A 21,879-nucleotide genomic window follows, 5' to 3' on the forward strand; every position below is an offset into this window, starting at 1 on the left:
ACCAAGCCCCCGAGCGCCTTCGATCCTCCGTCCGAGCGATCGTGCGCGACGCGCTGTCACAAGCGCAGAACTGCACAGTCGTGGCACGTGTCCTACCACCCGGCAGAGACACCATCGTCTCGATCCTGGTCCGCGGCGAAGGGACCGAACAGCGAATCGAGGTCGGTGTGGATGGTGCTGTGCGGCCGCAACTCGGCGCGATAGCTCACTCGTGAGTGCGGAAAGGTCTCGCCGCGAACGGATGTCGTCCTCGGGCGGGCAGCGTCGGAGGTGATGACGGGTCAGCGTCGATTCGCAGCCAAGGCACTGTGAGGGCGACAACCATCGGCGAGTTAGTGGAACACCGCTTCGCTCGTAGAGCCCGGATCGGCGCAGTAGACGATGATCCGCTGATCGCTGTCGGGCAGGTGCCGTACCTGGCACTCGAAGTCGAGCACGCCGAACTCCGGATGGGTGACCCGCTTGCGGTGGTTGCGGCGCTCGGCGACCTCCTGGGACGCCCACGTCTCGGCGAACATGTTGAGGTGTCGCATGGTTCGGTGACCAGGCCGGTCAAGGCGGGATTGCCGGGTAGCGGGTGTAGGCGGCGCGCAGGTCGGCGACGGTGGTTCTGGCAAAGTGCAGGATCTCCGGGTCGGCACATCCGACAGCGTGATCGAGGCCATCGCTTTCCTCGGAGAGTTCGCGCGCGTACAGCCGAAGCAGGACCGGCAGCACGAAGCAGCCCGATTCCCGTTCGATCACCAGGTTCGCCTGAACCAGTTCGGCCAGGAGCTTGCCCACCAGTGCGGGTGGCTGGTCGGCCAGACCGGCCGCCGACTGAACGGAGATGACCGGATCGGCGTATGCCAGCAGTCGAAACAGCCGTGCCGTCGGTGCACGCAGACTTCGGTATGAGTAGGCGAACGCTGCCCGCACGTTGGTCGAGTCGTCGCCGCAGTCGAACGCGTCCAAGCTGCCGTGCGCCCCTTCGAGCTCCCTCGCCAGCTCATCGAGGTAGAAGAGCCGGTTTGTCGCAGCACGGGCGGCCACGATCGACAGTGCCAGCGGAAGTCCCGCACACGCGTCGATGATCGTCTCGACCGCCGCGGGTTTACGCGCGATGCGATCCGCGCCTAGACGGCGGACGAGGATTTCTCGTGCTTCCTCGGCGTTCAACAGGTCGAGATTGACGGCGTGCGCACCGTCTACCGCGACGAGGCCGACCATCGAGTTCCGGCTGGTGACCACGGCGAGGCAGCCGGGACCACCGGGCAGCAACGGCCGCACCTGTGCGGCGTCGGTGGCGTTCTCGAGAATGATCAGCATGCGGCGGCCGTGGAGCAGGCCACGGTAGAGCGCGGCTTGCCGGTCGACATCGACCGGCAAGCGGGACGGGTGTGCGCCGAACGCGTGCAGAAAGTGCCGAATCACCTCGGACGGCTGTAATGCCGGTCCGGCGGGATCGAACCCTCGCAGATCGATGTAGAGCTGGCCGTCGGGGAAGCGGTCGCGTATCCGGTGCGCCCAGTGCACGGCCAGGCTGGTCTTGCCGATCCCGGCCGTTCCGGTGATCGCCGCGATGACCAGGCCTTTCTCCAGACCGTCATCGTCGTCGAGCAGGGCATCCAATCGTCGGATCTCCGCCTCTCGCCCGGCGAAATCGGAGCGGGCGTGTGGCAGTTGCGCGGGCGGGGGCCCGCCTGCCATGGGCTTCGTCGGGCCGACCACCCGTTTCGTGGGGGCCGCCTGCTTTCCAGCGGACGTCGAGGATGCCGGGTCGGGATCTCCGACCAGCAGCCGCTGGTGGAGTCGTTGCAGTGAGCCGGTGGGCTCTACCCCTAGATCGCTGCGGATTCGCTGTTGCGCACTGCGGTAGGCCCGCAGGGCGTCGCCCTGGCGGCCCGATCGATACAGAGCCAACATCAACGTGCCCCAGAAACGTTCCCGCAGAGGGTGATCGGTCGTCAGCCGCCGGAGTTGGTCGATCGCTTCGGTGTGGTTGCCCAAAGCGACCTCCAGTTCGAGTTGATCCTCGAGCACGTCGAGGCGGCGCTCGGCCAGCCTGTCGCGCTCGGCGTGGAGGAATGGGCTGTTCAGTCCGTCGCACAGGGGTCCTCGCCACAGGCTCAACGCGGACCGCAGTTGTTCGGCGGCACATGCCAGGTCCCCGGCCGCGCGTGCGGCACGCGCCCGCGCCACCGTGGACTCGAACACGTCCAGATCCAGGCCGCCGTCGGCGACGGCCAGCACGTATCCGTTATCCACCCAGACGAGTTGGCTGGACGGCCCCCTGACTTGCCGGTCGGGCTCGAGAACCTTGCGCAGGCGCGAAACATGCCGCTGGAGAAGGTTGACCGCGTGGGTGGGAATCGCATCACCCCACACGGCGTCGATCAGTTGTTCTCGACCCAGCAGCCGATTCGCGTGAAGCAGCAGAACGGCGAAGACCACTCGTTGCTGGAGAGGGCCGGGATCGATGGCAGTTCCACCCCGCCAGGCCCGCAAAGGGCCGAGAACCTCGAATCGCGCAACCGGCTCGCCGAGATCGATCACCGGACTCTCGCTCCGGCGGGTAACGGGATTCGACATCGCCACCTTCGTGGCGACGGTGCCTTGCGCGGACCGGCTCCGCATGCCGGGCAATGCAGCCAGTGGATCATCAGATCTTTCCCCCTGGAGAAGTTCATCGGCCGTCGTCCCCCGAGCATCGAACTCAGCTGTCGCCTGCGCCGAAGTTTTACACGCCGGGCAGCGGGCGGTGATTGTATGTGTCGAGCGTCACTCGCGATAGCGATTCTGTGAGGTGCCATTCCGAATGGAAATGTATGTTGTTGTGGTGCAACAGCTTTGGACTTCGGCCAGGCGGACGGAGTATCGCGCCTGAAGCGTCGCGGGCTCCCCCTTCCAGCGACCCCGAACCGTGACCACGCGTCCGGGGCACTGCGGGGTACGCGGCCTCAGGCGAACTGAAGTACGTCACCTGTCGGGGTGTGATCGAACATCTCGCGCAGCCGGCGTAGCGCTCGCATCCGGGTCGGGCCGATACTGCCCACCGGGATTCCGAGGTGACCGGCGATCTCGCTGTAGGAACCGTCGTTGCGGGCCAACTCCGTGAGGAGCACGCGTTCGGCCTCCGGTAGCAGCCGCAACACCTGATGGAGCACCGATGTCCGTTCGGTGGCCAGTATGTCCCGCTCGATGTCGACACGGTCGTCACGAAGCCATTCCCCGACGGTGTCGGCAACGTCGCCCACCAGTTCCTCGCGCCGTGTGTTTCGGCGAAGGCTGATGCTTTCGCAGTTACGTCGCATGATCATGGCCAGCCACGGACGAAGCCGGCTCGGGTCGCGGAGTTTCGGCAGTTGGGCGACCGCACTGAGCCACGTCTCCTGCACGGCGTCGGAGCACTCCTCGGAAGAGAGGCGTTTCGCCGTCCCGATGGAGCCCAGGTAGCGAGTGTGCTGGGTGACGATCAGTTCCCAGGCATCCTCGTCTCCGTCGACCGCCATCCCGACCAGCGCGCTGGCGGTGGACTCCTGATCGGCGTGATCACCTCGATCGGACTCGAAAGTGACCGGCCCCCCTGCTGAATCGACGTCCATTCGATCGAGCTCCATATTCACCACGGCCGTTCCTTCCCTGTGAGGAAAAGGGCTTCCACCAGCATTCGAGATCGGTGGAAATCCGTTCTCCGGACAACAGGGGCCATCGTCACCGTCGGAGTTGCACCGCTCGCTGGCATACCGCTGCACCGCGAACCGCACTCCCCGTGCAGCGCGCGGCGACGTCGCAGGACAGCGGTGGTGTGCCGCACAGCAGGCAGGGATATGGCGCATTTTCGGCAGTGCCCTCGCATCACAACCGGCAGTGGATTGTCAATAGTGTTGTCGGACAACATAGTGCGCAACACTCGCTGATCTCGCTCAACGGTGAAACACTCGGAACGCTTTCCACTACTCGGCGGGATTCAGATCGGATCTCCCGTATGCGAATTCAGTCGGATTCGGTATCCGCGCGCAAAAGTCTTCCGGCGCGGTCGTGCCGTCATGGGCCGATTGCGGGTGTATCAGTGCCGGCGTCGCTCGCCTCTAGCAATACATGCTGATACCAATGGCGAGACGAGGGCGGCATGAGTAGAAGCGGTGCCTCCGCATCGACGAACACGAGGCTCGGCGGGCATGCGGTAGTGCTGGGCGCGAGTGTCTCCGGCCTCCTCGCGGCGCGGGTCCTCGCGGATTCGTACGACCGCATCACGCTGATCGAACGCGACCGGGTGTCCGAGGTGGGCATCGCGCCCCGGAGAGGAGCGCCGCAGGGGCGGCATGCTCACGGGCTGCTCTCTCGCGGAGCCGAGATATTCGAGGAACTGTTTCCAGGGCTGCTCGACGAATTCGTGGCCGATGGCGCGCCGACCATCAGCTCGCCCGCCGAACTGCGGAACGACCTGGGTGGCCATCTGCTCTGCATGACCGGTGAGTACACCGAACTCTCCGACACATACCAGCCGAGCCGGCCGCACCTCGAGAACTCGGTACGCAACCGGGTCATGGGGCTGCCGAACGTCAAGTTGATCGATGGCTGCCAGGTGGTCGGTCTGGAGACGACCGACGACAACACCCGGGTGCTCGGCGTCGAGGTCCTGTACACCGAGGACCACTCCGCCGACGTCATACACGCCGACCTGGTGGTCGACGCGACCGGACGGTCCGGGCGAGCCACCACGTGGCTGGAGGCGATGGGGTATTCCCGTCCGCCGGAGGAGACATTGCGGGTCGATCTGCTGTATGTCAGCCAGTACCTTCGCCCGGTCCCCGGCTCGATGGGCAGGGAGAAGGTGGTGATCATCGGGCACGCTCCGACGCGTCCGACCGGTGCCGAGTACCTGGAGCAGGAAGACGGCCGCTGGATTCTGACCCTGATCGGGTACGGCGGCCACCACCCGCCGACCGACCAGGCCGGGTTCCTGGCGTTCGCCGAGCCGATCGTCCCGCCGCACGTGTTCGCCTCGATCCGCGACGCCGAACCGCTGAGCGAGATTGTCGCGCACCGGTTCCCGGCGACCGTACGCCGCCGGTACGAGAAGCTGTCCCGGTTCCCGGAAGGGCTGCTCGTCGTGGGTGACGCGATCTGCAGTTTCAACCCGATCTATGCGCAGGGCATGACCGTGGCCGCCATCCAGGCGGAGACCCTCCGGAACACACTGCGGGGCGGCACGGATCGGCTGGCGCAGCGGTTCTTCAAGGCCGTCTCGAAGCCGCTCGGTGTCACCTGGCAGATGGCCACCGGAAGTGACCTGTCCATCCCGCAAGTCGAAGGGCCCCGTCCGCTCTCGGTGCGGATGGTCAACGCGTACATCAACATGGTCCTGACCGCCGCCGAGCACGACAGTGTGCTGGCCGAGCGGTTCCTGAAGGTGCAGTACCTGCTCGTCCCGCCGACCACGCTCATGCGGCCGGGAACGATGCTCCGGGTCTTTGCCGGAAACCTGCGCCGCCGCTGATCCCGCGTGGCCTGGGCGCGACCGGGTCTCACAGCTCTGCCCCCATCTCGACCGAGATCTATGGGCTTTCGGCACGCCGCCATGGTCCGGAATCCACCGGGACCGTGGCCTCTATCCACCAGTAAGAGGTACAAGCATGTTCCAGACCGAACCCGCCGCACATGTGGCGCCGACCGATGACGAGGTGCGCCGCCACAACCGCGCGATCGTCGAGACCTACATGGCCACCCGTGGGGAAGACCGGCTGCGCCGTCATCTGCTGTTCACCGAAGACGGCGTCGGCGGCCTCTGGACCAACGACACCGGTCAACCGATCGCGATCAGCGGTCGGGACCGCCTGGGCGAGCACGGCGTCTGGTCGCTGCAGTGCTTTCCCGACTGGGTCTGGACCAACGTCGAGATCTTCGACACCCAGGACCCGAACCGGTTCTGGGTCGAGTGCGACGGCGAAGGCCGGATCGTGTTCCCCGGTTACCCGGTCGGCCACTACCGCAACCATTTCCTGCACTCTTTCCTGTTCGAGGACGGGAAGATCAAGCAGCAGCGCGAATTCATGAACCCGATCGAGCAGTACCGCGCCCTGGGCATCGCCGTACCCGCCATCCGACGTGACGGAATCCCGACATGAATCCGCAGCGGAGTCACCTGCTCACCGGCGCGTCCGTGCCGGAGTCCGCGGCGAACCAGCCACGAGCCGCCGAGCCCACAGAGCATCACGTGTTCGAGGAACACCTCACCCCGGAAATGCTCAGGGGCCCTCAGCAACCGATCTGGGAGAACCCCGAGCAGGTCCGGTTGGCACGCGAATTCCTGGCAACCTGCCCGCCACTCGTCCGACCGGCCGACGTGGACGAGCTGCACGGTCGACTGTCCGACGCGGCCCGGGGTGAGCTGCTGGTGCTGCAGGTCGGTGACTGTGCGGAGGACCCGGCCGACCGCACCGCGGAACATGTCGCCGCCAAGACCGAACTGCTCGAACAGCTCGCCGACATGCTGGAGGGCGCGACCGGCGTACCCGTGCTGAAGGTCGGGCGGATCGCGGGTCAGTTCGCCAAGCCCCGGTCGAAGGACACCGAGTCGATCGACGGCATGGAGCTGCCGAGCTACCGTGGCCACCTCGTCAACGGCCCCGAGCCTGATCCCGAGAGCCGTCGGCCCGATCCGTTGCGGATGCTCACCGGTTTCAGCGCGGCCGGGGAGATCATGGGACGGCTGGGCTGGCGACCGGCCGGAGCGGAGTCGAGCACGCCGGCTGCCGAGCCGACCGTGTGGACCAGCCATGAGGCTCTGCTGCTGGACTACGAGCAGCCCCTGGTCCGGGAGCATTCCGACGGCAGGCTCTGGCTGAGTTCCACCCATTGGCCGTGGATCGGTGAGCGGACCCGCCAGCTGTACGGTCCGCACCTGGCCCTGCTCGCGCAGGTGTCCAATCCGGTCGCCTGCAAGGTCGGCCCGAGCATGAGCGCCGGTGAGATCACGTTGCTGTGCGACCTCCTGGATCCGAACAGGGAACCCGGTCGGCTCACCCTCATCGCCCGGATGGGCGCCGGCGCCGTCGCGACCAGGTTGCCCGAACTCGTCGCGGCCGTGCGGTCCGCCGGCCACCCGGTGATCTGGCTCTGCGACCCGATGCACGGCAACAACACGGTCACCGCTGACGGACGCAAGACCCGGCACGTGAGCACCATCATCCGGGAGGTGCACACCTTCCGGCGTGTGGTCGAACTGGCCGGCGGGGTGGCCGGTGGTCTGCACCTCGAGACGACCCCGGACGACGTGCTCGAGTGTGTCGACGACGCGTTCGAGGCACAGCTGGGTTCCGGACGCTGGACGAGTCTGTGCGACCCCCGGCTCAACGCCACCCAGGCCGCGGAGGTGGTCGCCGCGTGGTCGACAGCAGTGGATCCAGTCGGTGCGGCCCGAGCCGTGCCGAGCGGACCGACCGGTAACCGATAAGGAAGGAGTGTCTCGATGGCGGGAATCCCACCGATCCCCTCGTATCCGATGCCGACCCGGACGACGTTGCCGGCCAATGTCGCGCAGTGGACCGTCGATCCGGCACGTGCCGTGCTCCTGCTGCACGACATGCAGAGCTTCTTCCTGAAGCCGCTGGCGTCGCCGTTGCGTGACGAACTGGTGCACAATGCCGCGCTGCTGCGCAAGCGGTGTGTCGACCTCGACGTGCCGATCGCCTACACGGCACAACCCGGGGGGATGACCGACCGGCAGCGCGGGCTGCTGAAGGACTTCTGGGGACCGGGCATGAGCACCGAACCCGGTGAGCGAGGGGTGGTCCCCGAGCTGGCGCCGGCAGCCTCCGACTGGTTGCTGACCAAGTGGCGATACAGCGCGTTCCACAACTCCGATCTGCTGGCGCGGATGCGTGCGGCCGGACGCGACCAGCTCATCGTGTCCGGCGTGTACGCGCACGTCGGCGTGCTGACAACGGCACTGGACGCGTTCAGCCACGACATCCAGCCGTTCCTGGTCGCCGACGCTCTCGGCGACTTCACCGAAGCCGACCACCACAGCACACTCGCGTACGCGGCTCTGTGCTGCGCGACGGTGGTCCTGACCGAAGACGTGTTCCAGTGACGGCGTCCGCCGAGCATGATCTGCTGGGTCGGATCCTCACGGCGCAGACCTCCGCCTTCGCGCTCGTCAGCCGGCCAGAGAGTGGCGTCCCCGGCATGCTCGACGTGCTGGCCGGCGACGTGGTCGAGGTGGAGTCGCTGTCGGATATCCCGCTCGCCGACGATGCCGAGGGCTGGGACGCGCTCGTGCTCGTGCCCTATCGGCAGTTGGCCGAGCGCGGCTTCGACGCGCCGAACGACGGCGCGCCGCTGCTGGTGATGACCGTCGGTAGCCAGGATCGGATACCGCTCGCCGACGCCCTCACCCGCCTGCCGAATGCGCCGACCGTCCCGGCCGGCGGGCACTTCGATCTCGACGACGACGCCTACGCGGACTTGGTCCGGCGGATCGTCGACGACGAGATCGGCACGGGCGAGGGCGCCAATTTCGTCATCAAGCGATCCTTCCTGGCAGACATCAGCGAGTGGACGCCGCAGGCCGCGCTTTCGTTCTTCCGACGGCTGCTGCAACGCGAACAGCAGGCCTATTGGACCTTCGTCATCCATGACGGGAGGACAACGCTGATCGGCGCGACACCTGAGCGGCATGTCTCGTTGCGCGACGGGACCGCCGTGATGAACCCGATCAGCGGCACCTATCGGTACCCGAGCAGTGGTCCCACCCTCCACGGTGTCCTGGAATTCCTCGCCGACCGCAAGGAGACCGACGAACTGTTCATGGTCGTCGACGAGGAACTGAAGATGATGGCGCGGATCTGTCCCGGCGGCGGTCGGATACTCGGTCCGGACCTCAAGGAGATGAAACGCGTCGCGCACACGCAGTACCTGATCGAGGGCCGGACCGAGATGGACGTGCGAGAGATCCTGCGGGAGACGATGTTCGCTCCGACGGTCACGGGCAGCCCACTGGAGAGCGCGGCCCGAGTGATCGCGCGGTACGAGCCGCGAGGTCGTCGCTATTACAGCGGCGTCGTCGCACTGATCGGCCGAGGTCCCCAGGGTGACCGTCAACTCGACTCCGCGATCCTCATCCGCACAGCCGAGATCGACCGAGCAGGCCGGATGCGAATCGACGTCGGCGCGACCCTGGTCCGCCACTCCGAGCCGTTGGCCGAGGCAGCCGAAACCCGCGCCAAGGTGGCCGGTCTGCTCGACGCGTTGGAGCCGTCGGCGGGCACCACCGATTTCGGGACGCACCCGGAGGTCCGTTCCGAGCTGTTGCGCCGGAACGAGAGAATCTCCAGCTTCTGGATCGGACGACGCGACCCGCTCGGCTCAGGAGTACCGACACTGCCGAGTGTGCCGGCCCTGATCATCGACGCCGAGGACACCTTCACCGCGATGCTGGCCGCCCAACTCGACTCGCTCGGCCTGGCGGTGGAGGTGCGGCGCTTCGACGAGCCCTACGACATGGACAGCTACGACCTGATCGTGTTGGGTCCAGGCCCCGGCGATCCGCGGATCGCCGCGCACCCCAAGATCGCCCACCTCCGGTCGGCGCTGGACACCGCGCTGGCGGCACGTCGGCCGCTGCTCGCGGTATGCCTGAGTCACCAGGTACTCAGCATCCGGCTCGGCCTCGAACTGCGCCGCCTGCAGCCGCCCAACCAGGGGCTGGCGCGGGAGGTGGACCTGTTCGGGGTCCGCGAACGGGTCGGCTTCTACAACACCTTCGCGGCCTTCTGCGATCAGGACAAGATCGAGGTCGACGGGATCGGTCCGGTCGAGGTGAGCCAGAACGCCGAGACCGGCGAGGTGCACGCCTTACGCGGCCCGCGTTTCGCGTCGATGCAGTTCCACGCGGAGTCGGTGCTCACCGTCGATGGACCACGCCTGATCGCTGATGCGATCCGGGGGGTGCTCGACCGATGACCGTCACCATCGCGTGGTGGGATCTGACCGATTCCGGCGCGACGATCGAGTCGCTCGAACAGGACATGCGGAGCTCGATCGCTGACTGGTGCGAGGTCGAGGGCCTGCGCGTGAAGCTCTGGATCGTCGATCGGGAGCGAAACCGATGGGGCGCGGTCATGTGGTGGGCCCGGGACATTCCCGCGGATCAGCGCCTGCCACCGAACCGGGCGGCCGAGCTGATCGGCCGTCCACCGACCCACCGGACAGAGTTCGACGTGGTCGCCACAGCCGAGGGGAAACACTCGTGAACCCCCACCACCCGGTACCTACTATCCCGAGCGGAGCCAGCATGCACGACTACGTGGTCGTCGACTCGTTCGCCCGTCGGCCGCTCGACGGCAATCCAGTCGCCGTGATCTTCGACAGCGAGGACCTCACCACCGACCTGATGCAACGCATCGCCAACGAGATGCACTTGTCCGAAACCACTTTCGTCCTGCCGTCGGAGTGCGGCGGCGACGCGCACATCCGCATCTTCACTCCGGTCAACGAGCTGCCGTTCGCCGGGCACCCGATGCTCGGCACCGCTGTGGCGCTCGCCGAGAAGCTCGGCCAGGACAAGCTGCAACTGGAGACCGCGATCGGTGTCATTCCGTTCCGGCTCGGTACCGACGACGGCGCCACCGAAGTCTGGATGGAGCAGCCACTGCCCCGATGGGAACTCTACGAGCACGGCCCCGAACTGCTGGAGGCGCTCGGCGTGCAGACCTCGATCGCGCCGGTGGAGGCATATCGGAACGGCCCGCGGCACGTGTTCGTCGGGTTGCCCGACATTCCCTCGCTGTCCGCCGTGTGCCCCGACCATCGGGCACTGACCCGCTTTCCGGACATGGCCGTCAACTGTTTCGCCGGTGCCGGCGCGCGATGGCGTATCCGGATGTTCTCGCCTGCCTACGGGGTGGTGGAGGACGCGGCGACAGGTTCGGCCGCCGGTCCGCTGGCGATCCACCTGGCCAGGCACGGTCTGGCGGGATGGGAGCAGGACATCGAGATCGAACAGGGCATCGAACTGGGGCGCCCCTCGCTGATGCGGGCCATCGCCTGGGGCGGTGGCGAGCAGGTCTCGGCCGTCAACGTCAGCGGCCACGGCGTCATCATCGCCCGCGGAACCCTCTGCATCTAGCGCTTTCAGCAAGGAGCCCTGTCAATGGTCACGGGTCGACACGACGTGAAGCCAGAAGGCACAAGATCGACATCGAGCCGGTTCGAATCACTCGGGGGGGCCGTCGATCTCGACTTCCCGGAGTACGACCGGCCGCCCGCGCAGCCGCTGGACCTGGTGCGCAGCTGGCTGGAAGACGCCGTCGAGCGCGGTGTCCGCGAGCCGAGAGCGTTGGCACTGGCCACCGCGGATGCCCGTGGTATCGCCTCCAACCGCATCGTGGTGATCATCTCGATCACCGATCGAGGACTGGTCTTCGCAAGCCACAGCGGAAGCCAGAAAGGCCGTGAGATAGCCGCGACAGGCTGGGCGTCGGGGCTGCTCTACTGGCGGGAGACCGGTCAGCAACTCATCCTGTCCGGCCCGGTGACGCCGCTGCCGGAAGACGAGTCCGACGCGCTGTGGTCGGCACGACCGATCCCGCTGCACGCCATGTCGAGCGTCAGTCATCAGAGCGCGCCCCTGACAGACGTTGCGGCGCTTCGGGCCCAGGCCCTCGAACTCGAGCTGCTCGACCGGGCGCTCCCGCGGCCGGATTCCTATGTCGGCTATTGCCTGAGGCCGGCCGTGGTCGAGTTCTGGTCCGCTGCCTCCGACCGCCTGCACCGTCGCCTGCGGTACGACCTCGGGCCGGACGGCTGGCAGACGAATCGGCTGCAGCCCTGAGCGACCGACACACCGACAGAAAGGCAGTACCGCCGATGACCACTGCGACCGAGAAGATCCTGGATCTCCCCTTCGATGTCACGCCGGACCCGGACGAGTTCATCCGGGCGGCGATGGAATGGCACTTCAACCCCGAGACCGGCTGTGCGTTCTGGCTGGAGCGAGCGAAGACGCTCGCATTCGACCCACGAGCGGACGTGCGGACCCACACGGACTTGCGGCTGTTCCCGAACGTCGCCGCCGAACTGCGCGAAGTCCGGGCCGAGGACCTGATTCCGAAGGGTTACGGGAAGCGTCCCGACGTGGTCGGGTTCTACGAGAGTGGTGGCACCACGGGCACCCCGAAGCGGGTCGTGCTGATGCGGGATTGGTTGGAGCGGATGGTGTCCTGGAGCAACGCGCATCTGGACCGGCACGGTGTCCCACGCGGCGTCAACTGGCTGGGCATCATCCCCACCGGCCCGCATGTTGTCGCCACGCTGTTCCATCGGCATGCCCGCACGCACGGAACGCACGGCTTCACGATCGACCTGGACCCGCGCTGGGTCAAAAAGCTCATCGCCGGCCGGCGGTTCGCCGACGCCGAGGCCTACGCCGGGCATGTCGTCGACCAGGCGGTCGACGTGCTGCGCACCCAGGATGTCGGCCTGCTCACGATCACCCCGCCGCTGCTCGATCGCATCGCCTCCGACGACGCGCTGGTCGACCTGGTGAACTCTCAGGTGAAGGCGATCCGCTGGGGTGGAACACAGATGGACCCGGACTCGCGCAACCTGTTCAAGAACGAGATCTTCCCTGACATCGCGATGTGCGGCGAGTACGGCAGCACGATGATGATCGGCGTCGCGGGTGAACGCGCGGGCCTGGAGAGCGGCTCGCCCTGCGTCTTCGACCCCTTCTCCCCGTACGTCACGTTCACGGTCGTCGACGCGAAGACGGGCGAGCACGTGCCGGAAGGACAGCGCGGCCAGGTTGTCGTCAACCACGTCAGCAAGTCGTTCCTGCTGCCCAACAACCTCGAACGGGACCTGGCCACTCGGATGCCTGCCGTCGAGGGCACTGTCGGCCACGCGGTGGCCGACATCGCGCCGGTCGCCACCTTCGAAGACGAGGCCGTCATCGAGGGCGTGTACTGATGGTCGACGCTGTCCCGATCGACATTCCAGCGCTGGGACCATCCGGTGAGTTCCGGGCGGCGAACCGGCTGACGGTCACCGATGTCAGCGGGGCCGTCCTCGCCGAGGTGAGCCTGGTCCCGCCGGTGTTCGTCCGTCGATCGATGGCCGCACTGCACAGGGCCGAGACGTTGCCTGCAACAGAGCGGGCCGCTCTGCTGGCAGAGGCGGCTGAACTGTTCGACCGTGCCACCATCGGCGGCCTGTCCCCCGCGGACTACCAGCATGCGGTCAGCCGGGCCGGCGGTGTGCCGATCTCGTCGGTGCGGGAGGCGAACGGCTCAGTGGCGCGACGGGTGGCCAACGCCTTCGACAGCGCTCATCGAGCCCGTCCCAGAGGATCGGCGGCGGACTGGCAGCATCCCTCCACCCGGGCCGGCCGAGCTGTCTGGGTCCGGCGGGGGTCGGTGTTCGCGGTCCACGCGGCCGGCAATCATCCGGGCACCCACGCCATCTGGCCGGAGGCACTCGCGTTGGGTTACCGGGTCGCGGTTCGCCCGTCGAGCCGGGATCCGTTCACCCCGTATCGACTGATCACCGCGCTGCGCACCGCCGGATTCCCGGCCGACCACGTGGTGATGCTGCCCACCGATCACGCCGGTGCCGAGGGGGTGTTGCGCGGTGCGGACCTGGGGATGGTCTACGGCGGCGCCGACGTCGTGGCGAAGTACCGTGGCACCCAGGTGTCGCCGCAGGGACCGGGGCGGTCGAAGATCCTCATCACCGCTGACACCGACTGGCGTCGGCACCTGGACGTCATCGTCGAGTCGGTGGCCGACCACGGAGGCACCGGCTGCGTGAGCGCCAGCGCTGTGCTCGTCGAGGGCGACCCCGCTCCACTCGCCGAGGCGATAGCCGAACGACTGGCCGCGATACCCAGCCTGCCTCCGGAGCATCCCCAGGCGAGCCTTCCGGTGCAGCAACGGCAAGCAGCCCGTGCGATCGAGAGCTACCTGCTGAAGACCGCGGCAGGCGCGCGGGCCTGGCTCGGCGGTGCAGGCGTCGTCGACGAACTCGGTGACGGCAGCGCGGTCCTGCGTCCGGCCGTGTACGAAGTGGACGACCCCGCCGCCCCGCAGATCCGCGTCGAGCTGCCGTTCCCTTGCGTATGGGTCGCTCCGTGGACACGCGCCGCCGGCATCGCCCCATTACGCGACACGCTGGTGCTCACCGTGCTCACCGAGGACGACGAACTGCTGGGCCGGCTGGTGGACGAACCGACGATCCGCAATGTCTACCTCGGCGACCGGCACACCCACTGGATGGCATCCGGAGTTCCCCACGACGGGTTTCTCGGCGACTTCCTCATGTGGAACAAAGGCATCGTCACGTCGACGACGTAGTCTTCCGCGGGTCGGACAGAGACGGAACGGGCTCTTCCACCGCCCGATGTGGATGGTGGAGCGCGACGCCGAATGTCCTTCCGCGACAGCGGCGGTCTCGGGAGTATCAGCGGTTGTAGACGAGGTCGGCGATGCGTTCGGCGAGCATGATCGTGGTGAGGTTGGTGACGCTGGAGGGCACGTACGGGATGATCGAGGCGTCCACGACACGCAGGGCCGCCAATCCGTGCACGGCTCCGCGGGAGTCGACGACGGCCTGAGGCGAGTCGGCGGCACCCATAGGGACGGTAGACGTGGGGTGACCGTAGATGGAGAGGTCGGATTCGACCACCTGCATCAGTTGCGCGGGGTCGTCGGGCAGTTCGCGCGGGATCAGCAGCTCGGCGAGTGATGGCGTGAGGGCCGGGTGACGGGCCAGATCGCGGGCGAGTCGGACGCCTTCGAGCATGCGCCGACGGTCGCGGTCGGTGCCGAGGTAGTTGTGGTCGATCAGGGGCTGGGACAGCGGATCGCGGTCGGCGAGGCGAAGCGTGCCGTGCGCGTCGGGAAGGACTAGAGCCGTGGACAGGCCGACGATGCCGCCGGCGGGCATGAACGGAGCCCCGTTGGGATGCACGGCGACGATGTTCAGGTCGAGTTCGCCGTCCGAGGCCTCGCTGGAGGCGGTCCACAGCAGCGCGCCGAGGGCCGGGGTCATCTCCGCTCGCCCCGGAGCGAGTGCGTAGATCGTGTGGAAGAAGGGGTGGTCTTGCAGGTGTTGTCCGACCGGTAGGTCGGCGCGAGGCTCGATGCCGAGCGATGTCAGGTCGCCGACGGGGCCGATGCCGGAGCGCAGCAGGATCGCGGCGCTTCCGTAGGTCCCGGCAGAAAGGATCACCTCGTCGGCGTTGTGCACCGCCCCGTCGGCGGTGACCACTCCGGTCGCACTCGTACCGCGGAACAGGACCCGGTCGACGGCAACGGCACCGTGCACAGTGAGATTCGGGCGAGCGCGCACCTCAGCGGTGAGGTAGACCAAGGCTGTGTTCTGCCGGATCCCGTCGAGGACATTGACGGCGAAGGCCCCGACGCCGCCCTGCTCGGCGCCGTTGAAGTCGTCGATCCGCTTGTGGCCACGGGCGACAGCGGCCTCGATGAAGCCCTTGTGCGCGGGAGTCAGTTCGGCGTCGGTCAATTGGCGCACGGGCATCGGCCCGCTTCGCCCGTGGAACTCGTCATGGCCGGTGGGGGTGTTTTCCAGTGCGCGGAAGTACGGCAGGACGTCGGTGAAGCTCCAGTCGTCGAGCCCTTGCTCGGCCCATCGGGCGAAGTCGCGGGCGCGGGCGCGGAGGGCGGCGCCGACATTGACGGCGGAACTCCCGCCGATCACTTTGCCGCGCAGCGTGGCGATCTCGGGGCTCAGCCGCCCGCCCCGTGAGGTGTATCCCCAGTCGTGATCGAGATCGGCGATGCGGTTGGCGTCGAGCAGCGCGGCGGGGAACCGGGTGGGGCCGTAGTCCGGCCCGGCCTCGAGCAACACGACGCGCCGGGCGGGGTTCTCGCTCAGGCGCGCGGCGAGTACCGCGCCGGCCGACCCGCCACCGACGATCAGGACGTCGGCCGGTTCGACAGAGTGGGACATAGCAGGGACCCCTTTCGATCTCGTTGCGGCGAGCGTCGCGGTGCCGAGCCGATTCGGGAAGCCGATCACCGACCTCTGGCCGAAAGATTCCAGCGGGCATTACCGCCTGACGGATCTACTCCATGACCGACCTTCTGAAGGCGTTTCATTCACCCGGAGACCGCCGGTCCGCGGTCACGTGATGCCAGGCTCACGCACCCGGCGATCGGCGAACCGCCGAACGACGACGGTTCACCAGCGCTGCCGGAGTGAATATCGGCCACGTGAGCCGCGCTCGATGGAACGAATCAACCAATACTGCGCCACGTGCGGTGGCCGAACCTTTGGGGAACATATATTCGCTGTGCATACCGGAAACCTCGATGGTGTCCGCATCGTATGCAATTCATGTCATGCATCGACCGCGATCACATGGAGGTATTCACATGCCCATCGCCACTGCCGACAAAGTCCTTCGACTCTCCATGACCACCTACCCGTTCATAAACGAGTCGCAGTTCTTCCCGGCGCTCTCGACCTACAAGGTTGAGCGGGTCTTCGATCTCACCGAATTCGAGAAGGCCCTGGCGCACTTCTTTCGAGGGAATCCGCTCTTCGTCAGATGCCACCTGATAGAGCTTGCTTTCGATTCTCCCGAGGATTTCCCCCTGTCGTCCTTTCAGGGACTCCTCTCGGAGAAGTATGAAAGCTACTGTGACAGCTTTCTGGTCGCTTCCGTCACCTATCGCTCGGACCCGCACATGCAGGGCATCTTCACGTGCGTGCCGTTCCCGCTGCAAGACGGATACAAATGTTTCCGTCTTCATCAGGCACTGATGAAGACCCTGAAGACCGGACAGGATGAATTCCAGATCGCCCGAGGACTCGGAGATCTGGGGATTCGACCCGATGAGCTGGCGGAGTTCCTGCCACCCGTCGAAACATCGCGCTCCACCGAGGTCAGGGAACTTCCCGTCGGGTTCGCCGAAAGCTGTGCCACGCCGACCAAGATCGGTCCCTACCTGGACAAGATGAAGACCGAGTTCCTCGAGCGCGACAGTGAGAACATGTTCGTCCTGAAGAACAGTCTCTACTCGCCGGACCTCCCCCTCGGCAATTCCCTCATGTTTCTGACAGTGCCGCGAAGCGTGGTCGCGCGAAGCACGGGAATCCAGATCCGTGACTACTACCACGCCGAGGAGCAGAGGCAGATGGACCTGCTGTCCGGCGTCAATTCGCGAGACGAGTTCCTCGAGGCCGGGCGGGCCAGAATCGGTGCGATGATTGCCACGCCGAACGTTTTCTGCGTCAACAACTACGGCAATGTATCGGCGCACGACGGTTCGGATGTCCATGCGAGTCGAGGCACGCTCACGAAGTATCAATGGCATATGCCGATGCTCGTGTTGATGATTGCAGCGGGCGAGCGGTCCGGACTCTCCTTCACGATCACCATTCGCGACAAGGCGTTCAACTTCCGAACGGTCCCTCTGGCCTCCCATCGAGATGGCATCGGCAATGGGGCTGTCGAAAACAATCGGGCAGGGTCCGTCGCATGAATCACCGGTGTGCTGGCGTTGTCCCCGTGGGTGATCACCCGGGGCTCCGGCACAATCGTGATGCGAGCGCGTGATCTGAGAGTTTCCCGCCGACGCCATGCCGGCGACAGTCGAACCGGCGGTCGGCGAGGCGAGCGTGAATATCCACCGCCAGGACGGTCGCCGGTGGAATGAGTCCGTCAATATGGCGTCCACAGACGCCACTCGGATCACTGACCGAATCTACTGGAAGACGTAGCTGCTCGCTCGAGAAGCACGCGTGACCACGGCCACGGCCGACCTGCTCACCCTCATCGACAGTAACGACGCACGGGTTTGCGTCCTACACGAGAAATGGAACCGTCTGTGACCACCAATCGCACACTCGTCATCGTCGCCCACCCGAACCTCAGCGAGTCCCGCGCCAACGCCGCCCGGCTCGCCGAGATTCAGGACTTGGGCAACGTCACCGTCCACGACCTCTATCAGACCTACCCCGATCTCGACATCGATGTCGCGCGCGAGCAGCAGTTGCTGCGTGAGCACGACACCGTGATTCTGCAGTTCCCGCTGTACTGGTACAACGTGACCCCGGCACTCAAGGCATGGTTCGACGCGGTGCTGATTCACGGTTTCGCCTTCACCTTCGACGGTTCCGCCTCCGCGCTGCGCGGCAAGAAGGCTTGGCTGGCCGTCTCGGTCGGCAGTACCTCCGATACCTACAGCGCAGAAGGCCTCGCCCGCCGGACCCTCGACGAGTACCTCGCTCCGGTCAGTCAGACACTGGAGTTCTGCCAATTCGACTATCAAGGTGTTCACGCTGTCTACGGCCTGATCTTCGACCCGTCGGACGAGGACCTCGTCCTGGATGCCAAGGAGTACTGCAGGCTCATCGCGACCAGCGGGACGCCGGTCGGCTGAGATTGCCCGGATCGGTGTAGATCACGTACACGGAACTGTTCGGGGCGGGTGGGGGTCGTAACGTGATTACCCAGGTCGCACGCGACCTGGGTAATCACGAGGAGGCGTTGCGGACCTGGGTTCGGCGGCGACCGGTGGGCGGATTCGCCGCACTCGACCATGGAACCGGACGTGGAGGTCTACGCCGATCCGATGCTGTTGCGCAGGAACGGACTACAGGTTTTCAGGGTCTTCTGGACAGGACTTGTCTCGAGCATACGGATGGAGTCCAGCGCGCTGAGACCCTGGGCCAGGTAGTCGTGCAGTTCGGTGGGAGTCCTGCACAGGACGAGGGCCACCAGGTTGGTGGGGCCGGTGGTAGAGGCCAGGAAGGCCAGTTCCTTGTGTTGGATCAGGGTTCTCGCTACCTGGTCCAGGTGCGCGGGGGTGACCGACATCCACAGCAGGGCTTGCGTTGTGATGCCGTACACCTCCGCACCGATCTCGACGTCGAAGGTGAGGATGCCGCCCGCCTGCAGAGCAGCGAGTCGGCGCGTAACGGTCGAGGTCGACAGGCCGGTCTTGGCGGCGAGGTCCGTGTAACTGATGCGGCCGTCACGCTGCAACGTGGCCAGCAGTTGCCAGTCCGTCTGGGTCAGGGATGTGAGGGGCTCGTGATCGTCAGCGCCCTCTGCCGAGTCGCATGCTCGGCGGAGCTGCTCCTGCTGCTCGCTGGTGAGGGCGGTCGTGTGCCCCTGCCATGCGGTGGGACCGCCCAGATAGGCGTGCATCAGGCGGTGCGCCGACACCTCGGTGATGCTGGTTGCGCGAGGGATCTCGTGGAACAGCAGCTTATGGTGCGCCGCGGAGTTCGTCACCGTGACGAAGCAGATCTCGTTTCCCCCGGACATGCGCCGCACCCATGTGGTGTCGTCGCGCCGAGCCAGGCTCTGCGCGACACGCTCAGCGGTGTTCGGGCTGGCCGTGAGTCTCAGAATCCATTTCTCACCCGACGATCGCTGCGGGTTCACCACCCCGACAACGCGAAGCGCCATCTCACTGCTCAGCCGCCGGTAACGACGGGCGACGGTTTGCGTGGAGACGTCCAGAACTTCGGCGATCCGGCTGAACGGCGCCCGACCGTCTATACGCAGGGCATGAAGAATGCAGTGGTCCAATACATCGATTGTGGAGACCACCGTCTCAGGAAGATCACCTTCTGGCCGCCTCGGGCCAGGGACGCTCAGCAAGGTTCGCGACACCCTTTTTCCTCGGGTAGCAAGGGATGGGAGCACCTCAGCGGACTTGGCGTTCCCGCGAAGAGAGATTGTCAACGCCGTACGGCCAACCCCCAGCCTGACGACGAGCCGCGCCCATGCGCAACCCAGCTCTGCCCGATTAGATCATGATCCGCGGTGATCAGTCAAAGCGGCCTTCGTCAGAGACTGGAAGAACAACGGCTTTGTCCCACAGCGGTTTGCGCAACAGTCCGACGATCAGGTAGGCGGTCGCGACGATCGCCACGCACGTCAAACCCACCGTCCAGTATTGAACGGCGGGGGAAGGCGCGGTCGCGTCCTTGTCGTCACCGTTTTCCATGTCCTGCATTGTGTCTGCCCGTTCGAGATCTGAGAAACGTCAAGGGCGGGTATGCGAGGCCCGGCCTCCCTCAGACGCGCCGCGCGCTTCCCGGCAATGATAGTGGGACAAGGGGTCTCGTGCCTTCGGCGAGTTCGCGGAAGATCGCTTCGGTGGGCGAGCCGGGATCTGCGCAGTAGATGATGATCCGCTGATCGCTGTCGGGCAGATGCAGCACCTGGCACTCGAAGTCGAGCACGCCGTATTCGGGGTGCGTGACCCGCTTGCGGTGGTTGCGGCGTTCGGCCACGTCCTGGGAGGCCCACATCTGCGCGAAACGCGTTGAGGTGCCGAGCAGTTCGGTGACCAGGGCGCCGAGGCCCGAGTTGCCGGGATAGCGGGCGTAGGCGGCGCGGAGGTCGGCGACAGTGGTCCTGGCGAATTGCAGGGTCTCCGGGTCCGACCAGCTCGGGTCGTCGGCGCGGCGACGGAACGCCCAGCGCACCATATTGCGATCCGAGGCCGGGGTGTCGGTGAGGTCGGAGATGAAGAACACGGCCATGGCGTTCCAGGCCAGGATGTCGTAGCTCGCGTCGGCCACGTAGGCGGGCATGGCGGTCAGCCCGTCGAGGATGGCGCGGACGGCGACGGAGACGGTGCGGTTCGGGCCTGCCACGACAGGCGGCTGGTGTCCGGCGGTGCGGAAAAGGTAGTTGCGCTCGTCGGCGGTGAGCATCAACGCCCTGGCCAGCGCGCCGATCACCTGTGCCGACGGGCGCGGGCCGCGGGCCTGTTCGAGGCGCACGTAGTACTCGACGGAGATGCCCGCCAGTTGCGCGACCTCCTGACGCCGCAGGCCGGGTGTGCGTCGCGGCCCGGTCTGCGGCAGTCCGACATCCGAGGGGCGCAGGTCGGCGCGACGCGCCCGCAGGAATGCCGCAAGATCGGTCCGATTCGCCATGTCCCCAGTGTGCTCGCTCGTGGCGGTCGGAGGGGGGTACCGGTGATACCACGCTCGTTCGGCCCTCCCCTGGGGGCCGTGCGCACTGGAACCATTGTCGGCATGACCAACGACACCACCTCCATTGCTCTGATCACGGGAGCCAACAAGGGCCTCGGCTACGAAACCGCACGCTCGCTCGCCGCCCGCGGCGTCACCGTCCTGCTCGGCGCCAGAGATCCCGAGCGCGGCCGGGCCGCCGCGGAGAAACTGGCCGCCGAGGGCGGCGAGGTCCGCTTCGTCCGGCTGGATGTCACCGACGCCGCCTCGATCACCGCAGTCGCCGAGTACATCGACACCGAATTCGGCCGGCTGGACATCCTGGTCAACAATGCCGCCATCACCGGCGGCTTCGATACCGGCCTGCAACCGTCCACCACCTCGGTCGATTCCCTGCGCACCGTGTACGAGACGAATGTGTTCGGCCCGGTGGCGGTCACCAACGCCGTGCTGCCGCTGCTGCGTCGCGCCGAGGCCGCGCGCATCGTCAATGTCTCCAGCGAGGTCGGCTCGGTGCAGTTGATGAACGACCAGGACGGCCCGATGTGGCCGATGACGTCGATCACCTATCCGTCGTCGAAGACGGCGCTCACCATGATCACCACCATGTACGCCAAGGAGCTGTGGGACACCCCGATCAAGGTCAACGCCGCGAACCCGGGCTACTGCGCGACCGACCTCAACCACAACACCGGCTTCCGCACCCCCGAACAGGGCGCCGAACCGATCGTGCATCTGGCGACCCTGCCTGCCGACGGCCCGACCGGGCAGCTCTGGGGCTACCGCTGGGGCGCCACCGATGGCATCGAATACGGGCGACTGCCCTGGTGATCAGCACCTGTGCAGACCTGGGGACAACTTCCGATCCGGACCCCGGATCCAGGACGCGCCGGTAGGCCCCGCGCGGAATCCGCTCCGCTGTCGACC

At 66.5% G+C, this 21,879-nt stretch carries 21 protein-coding genes; 14 read left to right on the forward strand and 7 right to left on the reverse strand.

The window, feature by feature from the left end:
* Positions 1 to 332: 332 nt before the first annotated feature.
* Both IU449_RS29060 and IU449_RS29065 read right to left on the reverse strand, forming a co-directional pair.
* Complete coding sequence (locus IU449_RS29060) at positions 333 to 533, reverse strand: hypothetical protein (RefSeq protein WP_228804726.1); 201 nt, start codon at positions 531 to 533, stop codon at positions 333 to 335.
* 19 nt (positions 534 to 552) lie between these two features.
* On the reverse strand, positions 553 to 2,433 hold the full coding sequence (locus IU449_RS29065; protein WP_416382185.1) for a BTAD domain-containing putative transcriptional regulator: 1,881 nt from the start codon (positions 2,431 to 2,433) through the stop codon (positions 553 to 555).
* Here IU449_RS29065 and IU449_RS15110 point away from each other — a divergent pair.
* The gene (locus tag IU449_RS15110) at positions 2,317 to 2,784 is read left to right on the forward strand and encodes a hypothetical protein (RefSeq protein ID WP_195003278.1); all 468 of its coding nucleotides are present in this window, start codon (positions 2,317 to 2,319) and stop codon (positions 2,782 to 2,784) included. The two genes, IU449_RS29065 and IU449_RS15110, sit on opposite strands and share 117 nt — an antisense overlap.
* Positions 2,785 to 2,939: 155 nt before the next feature.
* Here IU449_RS15110 and IU449_RS15115 read toward each other — a convergent pair whose 3' ends face one another.
* A complete protein-coding gene (locus tag IU449_RS15115; RefSeq protein ID WP_195002744.1) occupies positions 2,940 to 3,584 on the reverse strand; it encodes an RNA polymerase sigma factor in 645 nt (214 codons plus the stop codon).
* A gap of 527 nt (positions 3,585 to 4,111) precedes the next feature.
* On the opposite strand from IU449_RS15115, the gene IU449_RS15120 reads away from it, so the two are divergent.
* The 10 genes from IU449_RS15120 to IU449_RS15165 all read left to right on the forward strand — a co-directional run bounded on the left by IU449_RS15120 (position 4,112) and on the right by IU449_RS15165 (position 14,336).
* Positions 4,112 to 5,482 (forward strand): FAD-dependent oxidoreductase, encoded by a 1,371-nt coding sequence (locus IU449_RS15120; RefSeq protein WP_195002745.1) that lies wholly within the window; start codon positions 4,112 to 4,114, stop codon positions 5,480 to 5,482.
* A 136-nt stretch (positions 5,483 to 5,618) separates the two neighbouring features.
* Positions 5,619 to 6,110, forward strand: coding sequence for a PhzA/PhzB family protein (locus IU449_RS15125; protein ID WP_195002746.1), 492 nt, complete (start codon positions 5,619 to 5,621; stop codon positions 6,108 to 6,110).
* Positions 6,111 to 6,226: 116 nt separating this feature from the next.
* The gene (locus tag IU449_RS15130; protein WP_195003216.1) at positions 6,227 to 7,438 is read left to right on the forward strand and encodes a 3-deoxy-7-phosphoheptulonate synthase; all 1,212 of its coding nucleotides are present in this window, start codon (positions 6,227 to 6,229) and stop codon (positions 7,436 to 7,438) included.
* A gap of 15 nt (positions 7,439 to 7,453) precedes the next feature.
* Positions 7,454 to 8,077 (forward strand): isochorismatase family protein, encoded by a 624-nt coding sequence (locus IU449_RS15135; RefSeq protein WP_195002747.1) that lies wholly within the window; start codon positions 7,454 to 7,456, stop codon positions 8,075 to 8,077.
* Positions 8,074 to 9,948: an anthranilate synthase family protein gene (locus tag IU449_RS15140; protein WP_416382174.1), complete on the forward strand. Its 1,875-nt coding sequence runs from the start codon at positions 8,074 to 8,076 to the stop codon at positions 9,946 to 9,948. The genes IU449_RS15135 and IU449_RS15140 overlap by 4 nt, the downstream gene beginning before the upstream one ends.
* Positions 9,945 to 10,238, forward strand: coding sequence for a hypothetical protein (locus IU449_RS15145; RefSeq protein ID WP_195002748.1), 294 nt, complete (start codon positions 9,945 to 9,947; stop codon positions 10,236 to 10,238). Before IU449_RS15140 ends, IU449_RS15145 begins: the two co-directional genes overlap by 4 nt.
* A gap of 41 nt (positions 10,239 to 10,279) precedes the next feature.
* A complete protein-coding gene (locus IU449_RS15150; RefSeq protein ID WP_195002749.1) occupies positions 10,280 to 11,113 on the forward strand; it encodes a PhzF family phenazine biosynthesis protein in 834 nt (277 codons plus the stop codon).
* A gap of 24 nt (positions 11,114 to 11,137) precedes the next feature.
* Positions 11,138 to 11,818 (forward strand): phenazine biosynthesis FMN-dependent oxidase PhzG, encoded by a 681-nt coding sequence (gene phzG / locus IU449_RS15155; protein ID WP_195002750.1) that lies wholly within the window; start codon positions 11,138 to 11,140, stop codon positions 11,816 to 11,818.
* Positions 11,819 to 11,853: 35 nt separating this feature from the next.
* Entirely contained in the window at positions 11,854 to 12,954 is a 1,101-nt protein-coding gene (locus tag IU449_RS15160) for a phenazine antibiotic biosynthesis protein (protein WP_195002751.1), read from the forward strand.
* Positions 12,954 to 14,336: an aldehyde dehydrogenase family protein gene (locus tag IU449_RS15165; protein WP_195002752.1), complete on the forward strand. Its 1,383-nt coding sequence runs from the start codon at positions 12,954 to 12,956 to the stop codon at positions 14,334 to 14,336. The genes IU449_RS15160 and IU449_RS15165 overlap by 1 nt, the downstream gene beginning before the upstream one ends.
* A gap of 106 nt (positions 14,337 to 14,442) precedes the next feature.
* Here the strand turns inward: IU449_RS15165 and IU449_RS15170 are convergent, their stop codons facing one another.
* Complete coding sequence (locus IU449_RS15170; protein WP_195002753.1) at positions 14,443 to 15,957, reverse strand: GMC family oxidoreductase; 1,515 nt, start codon at positions 15,955 to 15,957, stop codon at positions 14,443 to 14,445.
* Between the two features lie 425 nt (positions 15,958 to 16,382).
* Here IU449_RS15170 and IU449_RS15175 point away from each other — a divergent pair, with 425 nt between their 5' ends.
* Positions 16,383 to 17,495 (forward strand): hypothetical protein, encoded by a 1,113-nt coding sequence (locus IU449_RS15175; RefSeq protein ID WP_195002754.1) that lies wholly within the window; start codon positions 16,383 to 16,385, stop codon positions 17,493 to 17,495.
* Positions 17,496 to 17,840: 345 nt separating this feature from the next.
* Positions 17,841 to 18,395: an NAD(P)H-dependent oxidoreductase gene (locus tag IU449_RS15180; protein WP_195002755.1), complete on the forward strand. Its 555-nt coding sequence runs from the start codon at positions 17,841 to 17,843 to the stop codon at positions 18,393 to 18,395.
* A gap of 179 nt (positions 18,396 to 18,574) precedes the next feature.
* On the opposite strand, the gene IU449_RS15185 is transcribed toward IU449_RS15180, so the two are convergent.
* From IU449_RS15185 to IU449_RS15195, 3 genes are all read right to left on the reverse strand, one after another.
* Complete coding sequence (locus IU449_RS15185; protein WP_195002756.1) at positions 18,575 to 19,573, reverse strand: Lrp/AsnC family transcriptional regulator; 999 nt, start codon at positions 19,571 to 19,573, stop codon at positions 18,575 to 18,577.
* Between the two features lie 220 nt (positions 19,574 to 19,793).
* Positions 19,794 to 19,973: a hypothetical protein gene (locus IU449_RS15190; RefSeq protein WP_195002757.1), complete on the reverse strand. Its 180-nt coding sequence runs from the start codon at positions 19,971 to 19,973 to the stop codon at positions 19,794 to 19,796.
* Positions 19,974 to 20,043: 70 nt separating this feature from the next.
* Positions 20,044 to 20,913 (reverse strand): helix-turn-helix transcriptional regulator, encoded by an 870-nt coding sequence (locus IU449_RS15195; RefSeq protein WP_195002758.1) that lies wholly within the window; start codon positions 20,911 to 20,913, stop codon positions 20,044 to 20,046.
* Between the two features lie 102 nt (positions 20,914 to 21,015).
* Here IU449_RS15195 and IU449_RS15200 point away from each other — a divergent pair, with 102 nt between their 5' ends.
* Entirely contained in the window at positions 21,016 to 21,783 is a 768-nt protein-coding gene (locus IU449_RS15200) for an SDR family oxidoreductase (protein ID WP_195002759.1), read from the forward strand.
* The last annotated feature ends 96 nt before the right edge of the window (positions 21,784 to 21,879 follow it).

The sequence above is a fragment of the Nocardia higoensis genome (assembly GCF_015477835.1).
GTDB classification, from domain to species: Bacteria; Actinomycetota; Actinomycetes; order Mycobacteriales; family Mycobacteriaceae; genus Nocardia; species Nocardia higoensis_A.